Below are 17,984 nucleotides of genomic sequence, written 5' to 3' on the forward strand. Positions count from 1 at the left end.
GGAAAAGTCGCTGTCGTGCTGGTTGTCGCGCAGGAACATTTCCGTCGCGGGCAGCGCCGACCATTCGGTGATCGCGTTCATCTTGATCGTCTTCGCCTGCTCGTCGGTGAGCAGCGAAGCGTCGAACCTGTCCCACGGAATGTCCTTCTCCATGTCCCAGCGGACGGCCTCGAGCGACCTGAAAAGTTCCGGATAGAGCATCGTCGTCATCGTCGTCGCAACGCATTCGGCGCCGGTAATCACGCCGATTGCGTGGATGCGGGCGCGACCGCTTCGGCATCGGGCTCGCGGTCCTCCCGATCGTCGTCCACCGAGCGCGGCGACAGCCGGCCGCGCAGCAATGCGTAGTAGAACTGCCGATAGGTGCGGTGGTAATAGCGGATGCGCGGCGCGATCGCGCCATGCAGGTCGTGCAGCCGCTCGATCGGCAGGCTCGGCATCATGTGATGCTCGACGTGATAGTTGTTGCCGTTCGTGAACCACGTCATGAACGCGTTGCTCTCGATCGTCCGCGTGTTGCGAAACGGGTCGGTGCTCGTCAGGTCGCAGCGGTAGTGCTCGGGCATCTCGACCAGTGCATGCACGGGCGCCGCGACGCATACGAGCGGCACGACCCACACCCAGACGGCGAACCACGTGTGCAGCACGAACGACAGCGCGGCGAGCAGCGCGATCGCCGTGGCCATCAGCAGGTAGTCGCGGCGGATCGCACGCGACACGAGCGCGTTGTCGCCGAAGCGCGCGCCCGGCACGACGAGCTTCGCGACGTTCTTCGCGAACTGGATATAGTGCGCGGCCATCGACAGTCGCCACGCCCACAGCCCGACATTGACGACAGGGCTCGCGCCGTACTGGTCGCCGTAGTCGAAGAACTCCTTGTTCTCCGGCGTGCCGAGCAGCCGGTGATGGCGCAGGTGGCTGTCCTGATACGCGTGGAACGACACGAGCATCGGCATGCCGAGCAGCACGCCGAACACCATGTTCAGGCGCTTGCTGCGAAACCCCTGGTAATGCAGCGCCTGGTGCTGCAGTTCGACGCCGTGCGCATACATCGCGCCGATCAGCAGGATGCCGACGATCTTCACGATCACGAGCGCCGACAGCGCGAACATCATCCCGTGCGCGACGAGCGCGACGTACACCGCCAGTTTCAGCGAGAAGACCACGCCGCTCGGGCGGCTCTTCATGTCGGCAACCGGTTTCGAGCGGGCAACAGGCGATGAGGTGACGGACAAGACGCTCTCCTTGAGCCGGACCCTGCCCGGCACGATGACGCGGCGACGCTGGCGCGCTGCCGGGATGCAATTCTTCTGTGAGTCGATGCTTCGGACAAGCGAATTTTCCGAACGCATTGCATGACGCCTGCGCATGAGCGAACCACATCGTGAACTAGACGACCGGTCGAATGAGACCGACCAGTCACCTCGCGTCCGGGCACGCTGACAAGGAACTGCGCCGGCCCTCGTGGATGCGCTGCGCTCATGCATAGCCTGCATAGATTCCGTTTGTCGCAGCGGATCGATCCGGCAAGAATCCTCCTCACTCGACGAACGGCGCCGCCGGCACCGTTGCGCGAGCGGCCGTGTTCCTCAAGGGGAGAACCCTCGTGACGAAGTACGCATCCACCATTCATCGCCTGATCGAATCGCTCGAGGACGTCGCGGGCGCCATGCATCGCATGACGTTCGTCGACGACGCAGGCCGCGAAGCGAGCATCACGTACCGGCGCTTCGCGGAAGAGGTGTTTCGCCAGGCCGGCGCGCTGCGCGAGCTCGGCGTGCGCGAGAACGATCTGGTGATGCTCGCGCTGCCCGCATCGGTCGAGCATGCGGTCGCGATGATGGCCTGCGTGATGACGGGCGCGCTGCCCTGCACCGTGCCCGTTCCCGCGCGGCGTGCAACGGCCGGACGGCAGGTGGCGGACGTCGCGTGCGAGTTGTACCGGCCGCGTATCGTCGTTGCCGCGGATGCGCAGGCCGCGGCCTGGCACGATGCGGCGTTTCCCGTGGCGTCCACGCGCGTCGTCGATCTCGCAATGCTGTCGAGCGCCGCGGAGGCCGGCACGCGAGCGCTGATCAGCGCGAAGAGCGGCCGCGATCCGCATCATGTCCAGCTCACGTCGGGTTCGACGTCGTATCCGAAGGCCGCGGTGCTCAGCCACGAGAACGTGATCGCGAACGTGCTCGGCATCGGCGGGTCGGTGCGCTTCGACGTCGCAGCCGGCGACGGCACCGCGTCGTGGCTGCCGCTCTATCACGACATGGGGTTGCTCACGCTGCTGTCGAATCTCCACTACCGCGCCCCGCTGCTGATGATGCAGCCGAACAGCTTCATCCGGAATCCGCTCGGCTGGCTCAAGCGCATCGCATCGGTGCGCGCGACGACGACGTCGGTGCCGACCTTCGCGTTGCGCTACTGCGTGCGCCGCTTCAATGCCGCCGCGATGGACGGCGTCGATCTGTCCGCGTGCCGCAACATCTTCATCGGCGGCGAACGCGTCGACGATGCGACGCTGCGCGATTTCGCCGCGACGTTCGCGCCGTACGGCCTGGCGGCGTCGGCGCTGCAACCGTGCTACGGGATGGCCGAATCGACGCTCGCGGTATCGATGCACCGTGCATGGCACGAAGGCGCGGTCGACGGCGCACCGTACGTGATCGCCGACACGCTCGACCGGCGCGCGCTGATCGAGCGCCGCGACGCGCAGCCGGCCGCCGCGAACGACGGCCACGAGACGGAAACCGAAGCGGATACCGAAGCGGATACCGAAGCGGAAACCGAAACGGTGCTCGCGATGGGCACGCCGATCGAAGGGATGGCGTTCCGCATCCTCGACGACGGCGACCACGCGCTGCCGAATCGCGCAGTCGGCGAAGTCGCGATCCGCGGCACGTCGGTGATGCTCGGCTACCTGAACCCCGACGACGGCACGATCGCCGCGCCGCTGACGGCCGACGGCTGGTTCCGCACCGGCGACATCGGCTACGTCGCGGACGGCCAGCTGCATATCCTCGGCCGCAAGAAGGAAGTGATCATCATTCGCGGCAGCAACTATTTCCCGCACGAGATCGAGGAAGCGCTGGCGTCGCACGGCGCGCTGCGCAAGAGCACGTGCATCGCGTTCGGTCTGCCCGATCCGGAAACCGGCACCGAGCGGCTGGTCGTCGCGATCGAGGCGCGGCCCGTCGACGCCACGGCGCAAACGCGGTCCGAGTGCCAGCAGCTGCTCGCGTCGCGCATCGGGTTCGCCGCGCAGGATCTGTGTTTCGTCGAGCCCGGCTCGCTGCCGCGCACGACGAGCGGCAAGCTGCAGCGCCTGAAGTGTCGCGATCTCTATGCGAACGGCGCGTTGCCCGTGATTCCCGCATCGGCCGCCGTCGAAGCGGGCCAGGGAGCGTTCGCATGACGGCCGCGTCGCTGGGCCCCGTGCTCGAACTGCGCGACGTCACCCGCGTGTACGAGGGCGCGGGACGCGTCGTCGCCGTACGCGGCGCGACGATCTCCATCGGCCGGCGCGACGTCGTCGCGCTCGTCGGCCCGTCGGGCAGCGGCAAAAGCACGCTGCTCAACCTCGCCGGCTTTCTCGACGTGCCGAGCAGCGGCGAACGCTGGCTCGAAGGCCGCCGGATCGACGACGCGCCGGACACGCTCGAACGGATTCGCCGCGAGCGCATCGGCTTCGTGTTCCAGCAATTCAACCTGATTCCGGTGATGTCGGCGCTCGAGAACGTCGAACTCGGCTGCTTCGCGTGGGGCACGCCGCGCACGCGGCGCGAACGCGCTCGCGCGATGCTCGACGCGGTGGGGCTCGCCGCGCGCGAACGACACCGCCCCGGCGAGCTGTCGGGCGGCGAACAGCAGCGTGTCGCGCTGGCCCGCGCGCTCGCCAAGGAGCCGGCGATCGTGATCGCGGACGAGCCGACCGCGAGCCTCGACAGCGCCAACGCGCGGGCGGTCGCCGAGCTGATCCTCGACACCAACCGCACGCTGGGCACCGCCTTTCTGATTGCGTCGCACGACGATCGTTTGTGCGCGCACCTGCCGCGCCGCATCGAGATGCGCGACGGCGTACCGGGAGTGAATCGTGAACTGGTCGACGTTTGCGTGGCGTAACCTCTGGCGCAACCGGCGCCGCACCGTGCTGACGATGGCGATGATCGGCGTCGCCGCGTTCGCGTCGAGCCTCGCGCTCGGCTACGTGATCGCGACGTTCGACGCGGTGCGCGAAGGGTCGATCGACAGCGGCGTCGGCCATGTGCAGGTGTTGCATCGCGGCTATCTCGACCTGATCGGCGAACGGCCGCTGCAGTACGGGCTGACCGCCGACGAGCAGGCTGCCGCGACGCGCGCGATCGCCGCGCTGCCCGGCGTCGCGACGACCGCGCGCGGCATCGACTTCGACGGGCTCGTGTCGAACGGCGATCTGAGCTACGGCTTCGTCGGCGAAGGAATCGAGCCAAACCGCGAGCCGGCCGGCTTCTTCGACTATCACACGGTGCTGTCGGGCCGCTATCTGTCGCCGACGCATGCGGGCACCGAAGTCGTCGTCGGCGCCGAACTCGCGCGCAAGCTCGGCGTGCACGTCGGCTCGGTCGTGCAATTGATGGCGTCGACCGCGCACGGCGGCATCAACGCGACCGACGCGCAGATCGTCGGGGTGATGAGCACCGGCAACAAGGACGTCGACGAACGGATCGTCGACGTGACGTTCACGGCCGCGCAGGCGCTGCTGCGCACCGATCGCGCGTCGCGCATCGCGGTGTTCCTGTCGAATACCGCGCATACGCCGGCCGCCGCCGCGACGCTGCGCGCCGCGCTGCCGACGCTCGACGTGCGGACCTGGGACCAGCTCGTGTCGCTCTATCACCAGGTCGTCGCGCTGTACAAGAACCAGTTCTCGGTATTCGGCGCCATCCTTTGCGTGACGATCCTGCTGTCGATGAGCAACTGGATCCTGATGAGCATCGTCGAGCGGCGCCGCGAGATCTCGACGCTGCGCGCGCTCGGCGTGCCGGCCGCCACCGTGCGCGGCGTGCTGATCCAGGAAACCGCGCTGCTCGGCCTGCTCGGCGCGGCCGCCGGCATCGCGCTCGCGCTGCTGACGATGGTCGCGCTCAATCACGCGCAGATCCACCTGCCCGCGCCGCCCGGTCGCGTGAAACCGATCCTGCTCGAATTCACCGTGTCGCCCGTGGCCATGGCCGCCGTCGAAGCCGCGTTCGTCGTGCTCGGCGTGGCCGCGGCGCTGCTCGCGACGCTCGGGCTCGCGAAACGCAACATCCTCGAAGGACTCGCCCCATGAATCGCATTCGCGTTACGTTCGCCGCGCTCGTCGCGTGCGCGCCGCTCGCCGCCCTCGCAGCCGACGTGCCGACGGCCCAGACCATGCTCGCCCGCGCCGACGCTTACCGCAGCACGGCCGCCGATACGCAGACGAACATCCGGATCACCAACGAGGTCGGCGGACAATCCGGCGACGCGACCCGCTATCTCGTCTACACGCGCGGCAACGGCGACACGCTCGCGCTCACGCGCAGCGGCGAGAACGACGGCCAGAAATACCTCGCGACCACGCGCGGGCACTGGTTCTACGTGCCGAACACGCGCAGCGCGGTGCGCATCAACGGGATGCAGCGACTGCAAGGCGAAGTCGTGATCAGCGACATCACGCGCACGCACTGGGCGGACAGCTATCGCGCGACGGCAGCCCCCGGCACGACGCCGATCGACGGCAAGCCGGCCACCGAGCTCGACCTGACCGCGACCGACCCCGACAACGTGTACCCGACGATCAAGCTGTGGGTCACGCCCGATACCGACGTGCCGGTGCGCGCGCAGTTCTTCCTCGCGAGCGGCCTGCTGTTTCGCAGCGCGGATTTTTCCGCGCCGGTCGACGCGAACGGCCGCAAGGTGATCCGCAAGATCACGTATCGCAACGAGGTCGAGAAGCAGCGCGCGAGCGTCGTCGACATCCTCGACGGCCAGCCGCGCAAGATTCCGTCGGGCTGGTTCAACCCCGACACGCTCGCCGATGGCCAGTGAGTACGACGCCGATGCCGACGCTCATCGTGATTGCCTCCGTTCGTCGTCCGGCCGGGCCAGCCGCAACTGGCCGGGTATCGCGCTCGCCATTCCGCTCGCGCTCGGCTGCACGCTCGCGCACGGAGAATCGCTGATGGACCAGCTCGGCACGCTCAACGGCATCGGCTACGCGCGCTCCGTCGACAGCATGGACGGCCGCGCGCTGCTCGGCCGCCTGATCGGCGACTCGCCGCGCAATCTGCAGGAAGCCGGCCTGCTCGCACGCATCGACGGCGAGAACCTGTTCGCGAATGCGCGCGTCGTCGCCGGCAATCATTCGCTCGGCGCGCAAGCGAGCCGCTTCAACGAAGCCGGCGTGCGCTACGCGTTCGACAACGGCATCACGCTCACGGCCGGCAAGCGGATCGACGCGCTCGACACGTCGCAGGCGTTCTTCCCGCTCGGCTTCTTCCAGAAACGGGCCGCGACGGCCGACATCTACGACCGCTACGGCGACGTCGAAGGCACGCCGCTCGTCGAAGCGAAATGGGCCGGCGAGCAGACCACGCTGCAGTTCATCGCCGGCGAGAACCGCACGCTGCGCAACGACGTCGACAACCGCGACGTCGAAGGCGCGACGCAGCTCGTGCGCGGCGCATACAACTGGTCGGGCGGCTCGGCCGCCCTGCTCGCCGGCCGTCACGCGGGCCGCGGCGGCGCCGGCGCGACGCTGTCGTTCGACGTCGCGCGCTCGAACACCGTCTATGCGGGCGCCTGGCTCGAACGCGGCACGACGCGGCCGCTGCCCGCGTTCATCGCGAACGGCACGCCGCTCGATTCGGCGGCTGCGTACGACGCCGTCGATCGCCGCAACGATCGCCAGATCATGTGGCGCAGCGCGGTCGGCATGCAGAGCGCGCTGCCCGGCAACCTGTCGCTGATCGTCGAGTGGTCGCACGACGAAGCGCGTTACGACGCGAGCCAGTGGCGCAGGATGGTCGGCGCGGCGCAGGCGAACGACGCGCTGCTGCCCGTCGCGCCCGGCGCCGCGCTGGCCGGCCTCGGCGGCACGGCCAACTTCGTGAGCGTCGACGGCAGCCTGCGCGACTACCTGTTCGCGCGGCTCGGCAAGAAAATCGGCCGCGTCGAGTATTCGCTGCGCGGCGTCTATTCGCCGCAGGACAAGGGCCTGCTCGCGATCGCGCAGGTCGTCGCCGACGTGAACAAGCGCGTGAGCGTCGACGTCGCCGTCACGCGCGCATTCTCCGACAGCCAGTCCGAGTACCGGATGGTCGGTCTCGGCACCCGTATCGACGCCGCCGTGCGCGTGCGTTTCTGACAGGAACCCTGCCATGTCCACGCTTTCCGTTCCCGCTTCGACCGCCACGCCGCCCTCGCCGCTGCTGCTGCGCGTGGCCGACCAGGCCGCGTATCCGGTGCTGCGCCACCTCGACAACCTCGTCACGCTCGGCACCCCGCCGCGTGCGGCGACCCGGCTGGTTGAAGCCGCCGCCGTGCGGCTGCTCGACAGCGAGATGGTGATCGCGCTGCGCGCATCCACACCGGACGTGCTGCCCGACGCGTCCGCGTCGACGCCGCTTCGGCACGACGAGGCGCCGCTCACCGAAGCGCTGCTGGAACAGATCGGCCGCGAAGGGTTTCATCACCTGTTCAAGCCGTTCATGCGCGCGTTCATCCGCATCATGTTCGGGTTGTTCTTCTCGGACGACCAGAACCGCCGCGCATGCGAGTGCATCGACGCCGGCCACAACTTCGCGTTCCTGATGAGCGACGGCGGCGGCCCGACGCTCGCCGCCTGGCGCACCGTCGCACGCAGCGACGACAACGGGCTCGCGCTCACGGTCGACAAGGTATGGGGCATCGAGGCGCACCGCGACTGCATGGCCGTCGTCGCGGCACGCCTGCCGGGTGTGATGTTCCCAGCCGCCTATCTCGTGTGGCCCGACGAGTACCGAAAGCTGACACGCGCAACCTGCGGCGCGCCGTTCCTCGCGGGCAACCTGCAGCTCGCGAACGTCGGCGGCCAGGTGCGCATCGCCGCCGAGGATCGCCTGCGGATCGGCGGCCCGACCGTGTTCAACAAATACCTGACCGTCGTGCGGCCGTACTTCGTGCGCGCGCTGATGGCGCACGTCGGCTGGCTCGAACGGACCGGCCGCGTCGAGCTCGACGCCGACGCCCGCGCGGTGCACCGCTTCATCGCGGACGCCGCGCGCAACCAGACCGACGACGCGCACTACAGCTTCGGCAAGGTGCAGCGCGTGCTCGCGATCAAGCTGCTGTCGAACGAGTTTCTGAGCGCGCTCGTCCGCGACGGCAAGGTGCCGCTGTTCGACGACCAGCGCGACCTGCTGGCGTTTTCGAAGATGGAAGGCAGTTCGTACCGTTGTTATCACGAGCTTCGCAAGAGCCTGCGCTGCGAAGCCGGCAGTTGACCCACGCGACAGGCCGATCGATCCCGATCAATCCAACTCAACTTCAGGAGCTCCCCTCATGACGACCCAGAACGTTCCGGCCGACGCGCTCGACATCCTGTCCCGCGAAGTCGCGAAGATCCTCAACGTCGAAACCGTCGACACGGACGCCGGCATCGGCGAACTCGGCATCGATTCGCTGAACATCGTCGAGCTGATCGTGTTCTGCGAACAGCTTTACGGTTCGATCGATCCGGAAGCGCTGAACATCACGCAATACACGACGCTGCAGCAGCTCGACGCGCAGCTGCGCCGCCAGCAGCACGCGGCCTGATACGACGATGCTCGCGCCCCTTGCCCCCGTGGCGGCAGCCGCCGTCCAGCCGGCTCCGGCGACCGCGCTGACCGTGCAGGCGCTCGCGTACCGGCGCGTCGCGCCGTCGCGCGACGGCGCGGCCGTGCCGCTCGACGACGCGGCCCGCTCGATCGGCGCGCTGGCGTGTGCCGAACGCGAGCGGCTGTGCGGCGCGATCGGCGCGGACGACTACGTGGTCAGCTCGACGATCCTGTCGATGCTGCTGATGAACGACTCGCCGCAGCATCGCGTGTTCGCGCAGGCGCTCGCCGGTACGAACGACTACACGCCCGACTGGATGACGTGCTCGTACGAGTGCGCGGGCTGGGGCTACGTGCTGCGCCGCACGCTCGCGACCGCCGCCGAGACCGGGCCGCGCACGCTGCTGCTGCAGATCGTCGACATCGACGTGCACGGCTATACGTACTGGCACGGCAATCCCGCCTGGGGGCGCTCGGGCTTCGGCGTCTGCACGCTGCTCGTCGACGTCGGCCGCGAACCGGCGCAGTCGGTCGTCGCGGACGCCGCGCCGCCGGCCAGCGCGGTCGTGCGGCTCGGTCGCGACATCCGCACGTTCTGCGCGGCGCGCCCCGGGCTGCACGCGGCGCTGCCGTTCTTTCCGGCCACGTCGCGCCGCGCGCTGCTCGCGTCGGTCGGCAAGACGCCGCTGCTACCGGACGGCCACGGCCTGTTCGGTCATGCGTTCGGCAGCGACCCGTGGCTGTCGGTGCTGCTCGCGCACCGCGACGGCGACACGCCGCGCCGCGCGGCCGTCTGCTCGCTCGCGCTGAACGGCTATTACGCGATCGCCGACGTCGAGTTCGCGCCGGACGCGACGTTCTCTCTCGACGGCGAGGCGTGACATGGTGCGACCCGTTCACTTCACGTACCGGATCGCGCGCGATGTGCGCCAGCCGGTTGCGGTCGCGGCCAGCGCATACCGGATGCCGCTCGACACGCCGGCCGACTATGCGCGCGCCGCGCTCGCGGAGGCGGCCGGCGACGCGTACGACGCGGGCAATACGTACGACGTGGCCGGCGGCGAACGACGCGTGCTGCTCGACCACGTCCAGTATTTCGCATTCCTCGCGGAAATCACGGCGCGGATTCGCGGCGCCGTGCATCCGGACGCGCGCCTGTTCATCGAAGTTTGTGCGCCGTATTTCGGCGCGCTGCCGGCCGAACTGCTCGCGCCGCACGTGCTGCTCGGCGTGCACCTGTACGACGAAGCGTTGCGCGACGCCGCGCGCGGCGCGCCGGTCGTCTGGATCGGCGACCGCATCCTGCGCGATGCGGAATTCGCCGGCGACAACCGCGTGTGCTGCGCGATCTGGCCCGCACGGCTCGCCGATGCGTTCGACGCACAACTGCGCGGCGCGTGGCCGGCCTATGCGATCCGGCTCGACCCGCACCCGGGCGCGTCGCGCGCCGCCGCTCCGTTCATCGATTCCGCCCATCATTCCGGCGCCGCCGCGCGGCCGGGGAGACCCTGACATGAATGACACGCTTACCGTGATGCAGGACACGGCCGATATCCGCTGGTCGATGCCCGTCGATGCGCTGATGTCGAACGACTACGCGCTGCGCGAAGAGGCGCTGAACCGGCTGTACGAGAAGGCGAAGGCCGCGCAGTGGGATGTCGCGACCGACGTCGACTGGAGCCACGACCTCGACCCGGCGAATCCGCTCGGCATGCCCGACCCGACGCTGCTGATCTACGGCACCGAGCTGTGGGGCAAGCTCGCCGACGCCGACAAGCGCGAGGTGCGCCATCACGCGCAGGGCTGGCTGCTGTCGCAGATCCTGCACGGCGAGCAGGCCGCGCTGATCTGCGCGTCGAAGCTCGCGTCGGCCGAGAGCGGCCTGAGCGCGCGCCTGTGCGCGGCCGCGCAGATGATGGACGAAGCGCGCCACGTCGAGGCGTACGCGAAGCTCGTCAACGAGAAGCTCGACGTCAGCTACCCAATGAGCCGCTCGCTGAAGGGGCTGCTGCACGACACGATCACGAGCAGCGCGCTCGACATGACGAACCTCGGGATGCAGGTGCTCGTCGAGGGCATCGCGCTGTCGATCTTCCAGAGCGTCGTCGCGTACAGCACCGATCCGTTCGTCAAGGACCTGTTCTTGCGGATCCAGCGCGACGAGGCGCGTCACTTCGCGGTCGGCCGGATCACGCTGTGCCGCGTGTACGCGGAAATGAGCGCGCACGAGCTGCGCGAGCGCGAGGAATTCGTCTGCGAAGGCGCGGCCGTGCTGTACGAACACCTGTGCGCGGACGACATCTGGGAACCGATGGGGCTGTCGAAGCGCGAATGCAGCGCGATGGTGCGCGAATCGCCGGTGTCGAGCTCGATCCGCCGCTCGATCTTCCGGCGCCTCGTGCCGACGATCCGCGAGATGGGCCTGCTCACGCCGACCGTGCAGGCGACCTTCGAAAAGCTCGACGTCCTCGACTACGCGGCGATGCCGCTCAACTGACATGACGATGCCCTCCTCCCACGCATCCCGCGACGCCGGCTTCTGGATCGGCATCGACGCAGTGGCCTACGAGCTGCCGGGCCCGCCCGTCGATATCGAGGCCTGGGCCGCCGAACGCGACTATCCGGCGCAGCGGGCGGCCGCGATCGCGCAGTCGGGCAGCCGCTATTTCCATATGGCGCTCGACACGAGCGAGACCGATCTCGCGATCGCGGCCGTCGGCCGGCTGCTCGACACCGCGCGCGTGCATCCGTCCGACGTCGGCGCGATCGTGCACGTGCACACGCAGCAGTTCAGCGTGCCGCCGGCCCCGCGCAGCCTGCCGCACGAAGTGGCCGCGCAGTTCGGCATCGAGCCGCTGTGGCTCGGCTCCGTCGCGCAACTGAACTGCGTGTCGGTCGCGGCCGGCATCGAAACCGTGCGCGCGCTGATGCGCCGCCATCCGCAGCTCGATGCGGCGCTCGTCGTGTCGTCCGACCGCGTGTACGGCGAGGATTACCGGATGCGGCAGATGACGGGCGTGCAGTGCGACGGCGCGGCCGCGATGCTGATCGCGCGCAACAGCACGAAGAACCGGCTCGGCGGCATCGCGATCGAGACGCACGCGAAATGGCATCGCGGGTCCGACACCGTCGCCGCGAACGAGGCCGACCTGATCATGATGGAGTGGCCGTACACGCGCCGCGCGATCGACGCGGCCGTCGCGCTCGAGCCGCATGCGCTCGACGCATACGATCTCGTGCTGCCGCACAACGCCGACCTGCCCGGCTGGAACGCGCTGTGCCGCGCGATGCGCGTGCCGGCCGAGCGGCTGTATGCGGAAAACATCCATGCGCGCGGTCACGCGTGCTGTTCGGACTTTCCGATCAACCTGGCCGACGTGGGGCTCGATGCGGTCGCGCGCGGCCGGCGCGTGCTCGGCGTGATGCAGTCGAACTGCGGCGCGTATGCAGCCGCCACGCTTCATCCGGTGGGCCGCCATGACGCCTGAGCGCCCGCTTCCGCCCGCCGGCGATCACGCCTGGATCGCCGACCTGCGCACGCCGTGCTACGTGTACGAGCCGGACGTCGCGATCGCCCGCTACCGGTCGCTGAAGGCGCGGCTCGGCACGCGGCTGATCGTGTCGCTGAAGGCGAACCCGAACCAGGACATGCTCGCGCGCTGCGCGCATGCGTACGAGGACGGCGTCGAACTCGCGAGCCGCGGCGAGCTCGACGCTGTGATCGGCCGGATCAAGACGCCGCGTTACCTGAACAATCCGGCGATGGACGAGATGTTCATGCGCGCGGGGCTCGCGTCGCGCTGCCATTTCGTGCTCGACAACCCGGACGCGGTCGCGCGTTTCGTGCCGCTCGCGCGCGAAGCGGCGGCGGGCGGCAGCACGCCCGGCGCGGTGCTGCTGCGCGTGAATGCCGGCGCACTGGCGGGCGTCCACGCGCGCTCGCTGTGGCACGACCACTTCGGGATGACGCCGAACGAGGCGCACGACGCGGTGCGCACGCTCGCGGCCGCCGGCCTGCCCGTGGCCGGGCTGCACGTGTTCTCCGGCCCGCATTCGTTCATCCGCCAGGACGCGACGCAGCCCGACACGCTCGTGCTGCCCGAATTGCTCGCGGCGCTGGCCCGCGATCTCGCGCCGGCCAACGGTGCGCCGCTCGGCGCGCTGAGCCTCGGCGGCGGCTTTGCCGACGATCACCCGGGCGATGCCGCGTTCGAACGCTATGCCGCCGCGCTCGCGCCGCTGGCCGGCCGGTATTCGCTCGCGCACGAATCCGGCCGCGCGATCTTCGCCGATGCGGGCGTGTTCGCGACGCGCGTCGTCGCGGTGAAGGCGTGGCAGGACCGCACGATCGCCGTCTGCGACGGCGGCCTGTCGCATGCGTTCCTGCTCGCGCAGACCGAATCGGTGATGCGCCGCCTGGCCACGCCGTCGCTCGTGCGCCTCGCACCCGCGCCGGTCCCTCGCGGCGTGCCGACGCTCTACGTCGGCAGCACCTGCAGCCGCGCGGACGTGATCGGCCGCGACGACACGGGCGCGCCGCCCCAGGTCGGCGACATCGCCGTGTTCGCACGCTGCGGCGCGTATCACCGCACGTACTCGATGGCGCATTTCCTGTCCCACGAAGCCGCGCACGTGTACGTGCGGCCGGCCTAGACCTTCCAGAGGAGCCGATCATGAACGCATTGATCAGCGTCGCCGACCTGCTCGAACACGGCGCGCAGCGCTGGCCGCAGCGTCCGGCTTATGCCGACGGCGGCGGCACACTGACTTACGACCAGCTCGCCCGCGCGATCCGGCGCGCCGCCGCCGTGCTGGCAGCACGCGGCGTGCAGCCCGGCGAACGCATCGCGATCTACGCGCCGAAGCGCATCGAAACCGTGGTCGCGATGCTCGCGGCCAACGCACTCGGCGCGATCTTCGTACCGGTCAATCCGCAGTTGAAGGAAGCGCAGATCGAACACATCGTCGCCGATAGCGGCGCCGCGCTGTTCGTGACCGGCGCGCAGCGGCTCAAGCGCCTGCCGGCGCTCGCCGCGCTCGTCGGCGAACGCGTGATGCTGATGGAGGCACTGGCCGATGCGATCGACTCGCCCGGCACCGACACGCCGGCGTCGGCAGCGGCCGCCGCCGGCCGCCCGGTCGACGACGATCCGGCCGCGCTGCTCTACACGTCCGGCTCGACCGGCAAGCCGAAAGGCGTCGTCGTGTCGCACCGCAACCTGGTGTCGGGCGCGTTCAGCGTCGCCGCGTACCAGGGGCTCGCCGAAGACGACGTCGTGCTCGGCGTCCTGCCGCTCAGCTTCGATGCGGGCCTGAGCCAGCTCACGACCGCGCTGGCGTCCGGCGCATGCTATACGCCGCTCGACTTCCTGCAGCCGGCCGAAGTGCCGCGCCATTGCGACGCGTTCGGCGTCACGTCGATCACCGGCGTGCCGCCGCTGTGGATGCAGCTCGCGTCCGCCGGCTGGAGCGATGCCGCGCGCACGCGGATCCGCCGCTTCGCGAATACCGGCGGGCATCTCGCGACACCGCTGCTGCACCGCCTGCAGGCGCTGTTCACGCAAGCGTCGCCCTACCTGATGTACGGGCTCACCGAGGCCTTCCGCTCGACGTACCTCGCACCGGCCGACGCGGCACTGCGCCCGACGTCGATCGGCAAGGCCGTGCCGAACGCGGAAATCCTCGTGCTGCGCGCGGACGGCAGCGAATGCGCGGCCGACGAACCCGGCGAACTCGTGCATCGCGGCGCGTTCGTCACGCTCGGCTACTGGAACCGGCCCGAGCTGACCGCGCAGCGCTTTCGCCCGCTGCCGCGCCGGCACGGCGAGATCCCGCGCCCGGACGTCGCCGTGTGGTCCGGCGACATCGTGCGGCGCGACGCGGACGGCTATCTGTATTTCGTCGCGCGCGGCGACGACATGATCAAGACGTCCGGCTATCGCGTGAGCCCGACCGAGGTCGAGGACGTGCTGTTCGCGTTGCCGCACATCCGCGAGGCCGCCGTGTTCGGCGTGCCGCACCCGGCGCTCGGCGAGGCGATCGCCGCGTGCGTCGTGTCGACGCTCGACGCCGACGCGTGCCGCGCCGACATCGCGCGGGCGTGCCGCGACGCGTTGCCCACCTACATGAACCCGCTCGTCGTCGAGCCGCTGCCGGCGTTGCCGCGCAACCCGAACGGCAAGATCGACCGACCGGCGCTGAAAGCGCAGTATCGCGACGCATTCGCGCGCCCGAACCTCGAGGAGACCGCCGCATGACCTTGTCGACGCTCGATGAAACCTGTATCGGCGCGCCCCGCGTCGCCGCGCCCGGCACGCTCGCGTTGTCCGGCGGCGTCGTGGTGTTGCCGCCCGCCGTCGTGTTCAGCGCGATCCAGGCGCAGGAGCGCCATCCCGGCTACCGGCACCTGCTGCTGCCGCAGGCGCGCTTTGCGCGGCCGCGCGGCACGGGCGCGCTGACGCCCGACGAAGGCACGCGCCTCGCGCCGGGCGGCCGCCCCGTGCTGCGCGTCGCGCCGCCCGGGCGCAGCCTCGCCGACCTGGCCGCCGACGCGGCGCTCGACCTGCGCGACCAGCTCGGCTCCGGCGCGCTTGCGCGCACGACGCACGTGATCGTCGCAAGTTGCGCACTCAACGAAGGCATCGGCGACTCGGTCGTCGGCCGCATGCAGTACGAACTCGGGCTGCAGCGCGTGACGCCGTTCGCGCTCGGCCAGAACGGCACGCTCGGCTGGTATTCGGCGCTGATGCTGCTCGACGGGCTGCTCGACGAAGGCGACCAGGCGCTCGTGATCCTCAGCGACAAGTGGCTCTATCCGTTCTTCCGCCAGTTCGGCGACCTGGTCGGCTACGGCGACGCGGCCGCCGCGCTGCTCGTCTCGCGCGCGGGCCCGGCGCCGGAGCCGGCCGCATGGGGCGGCGTGCGGGCGGTCGCGCTCGAATTCGGGCCGTCGATCGCCGATCCGTGGGCCGATGCGCCGGTCGCGCTGCGCGACACGCTCGCGCCGGTCGCCGCCCGCGCGATCCGCCGCGCGCTCGAGCAAGCCAACCTGCGCGCGAGCCAGATCGACTGGTGCGTGCCGCCCGGCTTCGATCCCGGCTTCGCGGCGCGCGTGGCCGACGCCGCGTCGATTCCGGTCGCCGCGCGCATCCAGCACGACGGATCGGGCCATCTGTCGTCCGCCGAATCGGCCGCCGCGCTGATCCGGCTCGCGGGCGCGCTGGACGAAGGCGAACGCCGCACGGTGCTCGTGTGGGACGCGGCGCTGCACGGCGCGGCGGCGGCGGCCGTCGTCGATCTGGCCGGCGGGCTCGACGCCGCGCTCGATATCGAAGGAGACGCATGATGAGCGCATACAAGGTCAGCCTGCGCGAACTGCGCTTCTTTCTGTGGGAACTGTTCGAGGCCGACCGGCACTTTCTCGAACATGGGCCGTACAGCGCGCACGATCGCGCGTCGGTCGATGCGCTGCTCGAACGCGCACGCGATTTCGCGCTCGACCTCGGCCGCAGCTACCAGCAGGCCGACGTCGAGGGCTGCACGCTGCTCGACGACGGACAGGTACGGATTCCTTCGCATTTCCACGCGCTGTGGGCGCGCTTTCGCGACGAGTGGTCGAACACGCTGTTCGGCACCGCGCACGGGCTGCCGCCGATCGTCACGCAGATGATCTACGAGATGTTCATGGGCGCGAATCCGTCGTTCATGACCTACGGCGGCTTCACGCGCCCCGCGATCAAGCTGCTGCAGATGCACGGCACGCCGCACCAGAAAGCGCTCGTCGCGCCGCTTGAAGCGTACCGCTGGGACGCGTGCTTCTGCGCGACCGAGCCGCAGGCCGGCACCGACCTCACCGCGGTCGCGCTGCGCGCGACGCCGCTCGAACGCGACGTCTACGCGATCGACGGCGAGAAGGTCTATATCTCGGCCGGCATGCACGAACTGACGGAAAACACGCTGTACTTCGTGCTCGGCCGCATCGACACGGCGTCGCCGGATTCGTTCTCGCTGTCGTGCCTCGTCGTGCCGCGCTTCTGGCCCGACGAGGCAACCGGCGAGTTGCAACCGAACCACGTCGACTGCATCGGCCTGCCGCGCAAGATGGGGCTGAAGGGTTGCGCGAACACGCACCTCGTGTTCGGCGCGAACGGCACGACCAAGGGCTGGCTGCTCGGCGGCCGGCGCAACGTCGGGTTGCTGCAACTGATGCCGCTGATGAACCAGGCGCGGATGAGCACCGGAATGTTCGGCGTCGGCGTCGCGTCGAGCGCGTACCTGCACGCGGTCGAGTATGCGGGCCGCCGGCTGCAGGGCCGGCCGATCGAGCGCGCGTCGAACACGAACGCCGCGCGCGTCGCGATCGTCGAGCACGCGGACGTGCAGCGCATGCTGGTGGACATGAAAAGCCGCGTGGACGGCTGCCGCGGGCTGCTCGGCAAGCTCGCGGCGACCGCGACGCGCGCGGCGATGCTCGAAGCGACGCCCGACGCCGACCCGGCCGAGATCGAACGCCATCGCAAGCTGCAATTGTTGCTGACGCCGATCTGCAAGGCGTTCATCTCCGACCAGGCGTGGCGCATCTGCGAGACGGCGATCCAGGTGCACGGCGGGCTCGGCTACACCGACGCGAGCCCCGTCGAGCAGAACGCGCGCGACGTGAAGATCCTGTCGATCTGGGAAGGCACGAACTACATCCAGGCGCAGGACCTCGTGCGCGACAAGCTCGGCTTCGGCCGTCATTCGCGGCTGATCCAGTACTACCGCGACGAACTCGACGCATTCCTCGCCCATCAGCATCAACCCGGCACGCATGCGGAACTGCGGCCGCTGTTCGATGCGCTGCGCGCGGGCGCCGACCGGATCGCCGCCGCGCTCGACGACATCGCGCGCGACGTACAGGACGGTCACACGCATCGCAGCAGCCAGTTCTACACGCGCTTCCTGGAGATGTTCGGCGTGGTCACGTCGGCGTGGGTGCTGCTCGAATCGGCGACGATCGCCGCGCGCCGGCTCGACGCGCCCGAAACGGCCGACGCGCCGGCCGAGCTCGCGTTCTATCGCGGCAAGCTGAAAAGCGCGCGCTACTACTTCGCGAACGTGCTGCCCGTCGTCGACCAGCACGCGGCCGTGATCGCCGCGATGGCGCACGCGGCGATCAGCGTCAGCAGCGACGAACTTGCCGCGGCGGAATGA

Annotated in this window: 16 protein-coding genes and 1 pseudogene; 15 read left to right on the top strand and 2 right to left on the bottom strand. The window is 69.7% G+C overall.

All coding sequences use genetic code 11. The features are described from left to right. Together WS95_RS25440 and WS95_RS25445 are read right to left on the bottom strand one after the other, a co-directional pair. A pseudogene (locus WS95_RS25440) lies at positions 1–210 on the bottom strand (ferritin-like domain-containing protein); the annotation flags it as partial. Positions 211–239: 29 nt separating this feature from the next. Next, complete coding sequence (locus WS95_RS25445; RefSeq protein ID WP_059826789.1) at positions 240–1,187, bottom strand: fatty acid desaturase family protein; 948 nt, start codon at positions 1,185–1,187, stop codon at positions 240–242. Between the two features lie 419 nt (positions 1,188–1,606). On the opposite strand from WS95_RS25445, the gene WS95_RS25450 reads away from it, so the two are divergent. From WS95_RS25450 to WS95_RS25520, 15 genes are read left to right on the top strand one after another with little or no spacing between them, the layout of a single operon-like run. After that, positions 1,607–3,406 (top strand): fatty acyl-AMP ligase, encoded by a 1,800-nt coding sequence (locus WS95_RS25450; RefSeq protein ID WP_059826791.1) that lies wholly within the window; start codon positions 1,607–1,609, stop codon positions 3,404–3,406. Next, complete coding sequence (locus WS95_RS25455; RefSeq protein WP_059826792.1) at positions 3,403–4,113, top strand: ABC transporter ATP-binding protein; 711 nt, start codon at positions 3,403–3,405, stop codon at positions 4,111–4,113. The genes WS95_RS25450 and WS95_RS25455 overlap by 4 nt, the downstream gene beginning before the upstream one ends. Beyond that, positions 4,085–5,302 (top strand): ABC transporter permease, encoded by a 1,218-nt coding sequence (locus WS95_RS25460; RefSeq protein WP_059826794.1) that lies wholly within the window; start codon positions 4,085–4,087, stop codon positions 5,300–5,302. Before WS95_RS25455 ends, WS95_RS25460 begins: the two co-directional genes overlap by 29 nt. Further along, a complete protein-coding gene (locus WS95_RS25465) occupies positions 5,299–6,042 on the top strand; it encodes an outer membrane lipoprotein-sorting protein (protein WP_059781826.1) in 744 nt (247 codons plus the stop codon). Before WS95_RS25460 ends, WS95_RS25465 begins: the two co-directional genes overlap by 4 nt. Next, positions 6,032–7,360, top strand: a complete 1,329-nt coding sequence (locus WS95_RS25470; RefSeq protein ID WP_059826796.1) for a hypothetical protein — start codon at positions 6,032–6,034, stop codon at positions 7,358–7,360. The genes WS95_RS25465 and WS95_RS25470 overlap by 11 nt, the downstream gene beginning before the upstream one ends. A gap of 13 nt (positions 7,361–7,373) precedes the next feature. Beyond that, positions 7,374–8,477: a hypothetical protein gene (locus WS95_RS25475; protein ID WP_059826797.1), complete on the top strand. Its 1,104-nt coding sequence runs from the start codon at positions 7,374–7,376 to the stop codon at positions 8,475–8,477. A 58-nt stretch (positions 8,478–8,535) separates the two neighbouring features. Further along, positions 8,536–8,790 carry an acyl carrier protein gene (locus WS95_RS25480; protein WP_011350104.1) on the top strand — a complete coding sequence of 85 codons (255 nt, stop codon included), beginning with the start codon at positions 8,536–8,538 and terminating at the stop codon, positions 8,788–8,790. A gap of 7 nt (positions 8,791–8,797) precedes the next feature. Next, positions 8,798–9,673, top strand: coding sequence for a hypothetical protein (locus tag WS95_RS25485; protein ID WP_059826798.1), 876 nt, complete (start codon positions 8,798–8,800; stop codon positions 9,671–9,673). 1 nt (position 9,674) lies between these two features. Beyond that, a complete protein-coding gene (locus WS95_RS25490) occupies positions 9,675–10,304 on the top strand; it encodes a hypothetical protein (protein WP_059826799.1) in 630 nt (209 codons plus the stop codon). 1 nt (position 10,305) lies between these two features. Further along, on the top strand, positions 10,306–11,289 hold the full coding sequence (locus WS95_RS25495; protein ID WP_059826802.1) for a ferritin-like domain-containing protein: 984 nt from the start codon (positions 10,306–10,308) through the stop codon (positions 11,287–11,289). 1 nt (position 11,290) lies between these two features. Continuing rightward, positions 11,291–12,280 carry a 3-oxoacyl-ACP synthase gene (locus WS95_RS25500; protein ID WP_034208967.1) on the top strand — a complete coding sequence of 330 codons (990 nt, stop codon included), beginning with the start codon at positions 11,291–11,293 and terminating at the stop codon, positions 12,278–12,280. Then, positions 12,270–13,445 carry a PLP-dependent decarboxylase gene (locus WS95_RS25505; protein WP_059826803.1) on the top strand — a complete coding sequence of 392 codons (1,176 nt, stop codon included), beginning with the start codon at positions 12,270–12,272 and terminating at the stop codon, positions 13,443–13,445. The genes WS95_RS25500 and WS95_RS25505 overlap by 11 nt, the downstream gene beginning before the upstream one ends. A gap of 20 nt (positions 13,446–13,465) precedes the next feature. Continuing rightward, positions 13,466–15,049 carry an acyl-CoA ligase (AMP-forming), exosortase A system-associated gene (locus WS95_RS25510; protein WP_059826804.1) on the top strand — a complete coding sequence of 528 codons (1,584 nt, stop codon included), beginning with the start codon at positions 13,466–13,468 and terminating at the stop codon, positions 15,047–15,049. Next, positions 15,046–16,137 carry a hypothetical protein gene (locus WS95_RS25515; RefSeq protein WP_059826806.1) on the top strand — a complete coding sequence of 364 codons (1,092 nt, stop codon included), beginning with the start codon at positions 15,046–15,048 and terminating at the stop codon, positions 16,135–16,137. Before WS95_RS25510 ends, WS95_RS25515 begins: the two co-directional genes overlap by 4 nt. Further along, on the top strand, positions 16,137–17,984 hold the full coding sequence (locus WS95_RS25520) for an acyl-CoA dehydrogenase (protein WP_034209461.1): 1,848 nt from the start codon (positions 16,137–16,139) through the stop codon (positions 17,982–17,984). Before WS95_RS25515 ends, WS95_RS25520 begins: the two co-directional genes overlap by 1 nt.

It is taken from the genome of Burkholderia sp. MSMB1826, assembly GCF_001526325.1.
Lineage (GTDB): Bacteria > Pseudomonadota > Gammaproteobacteria > Burkholderiales > Burkholderiaceae > Burkholderia.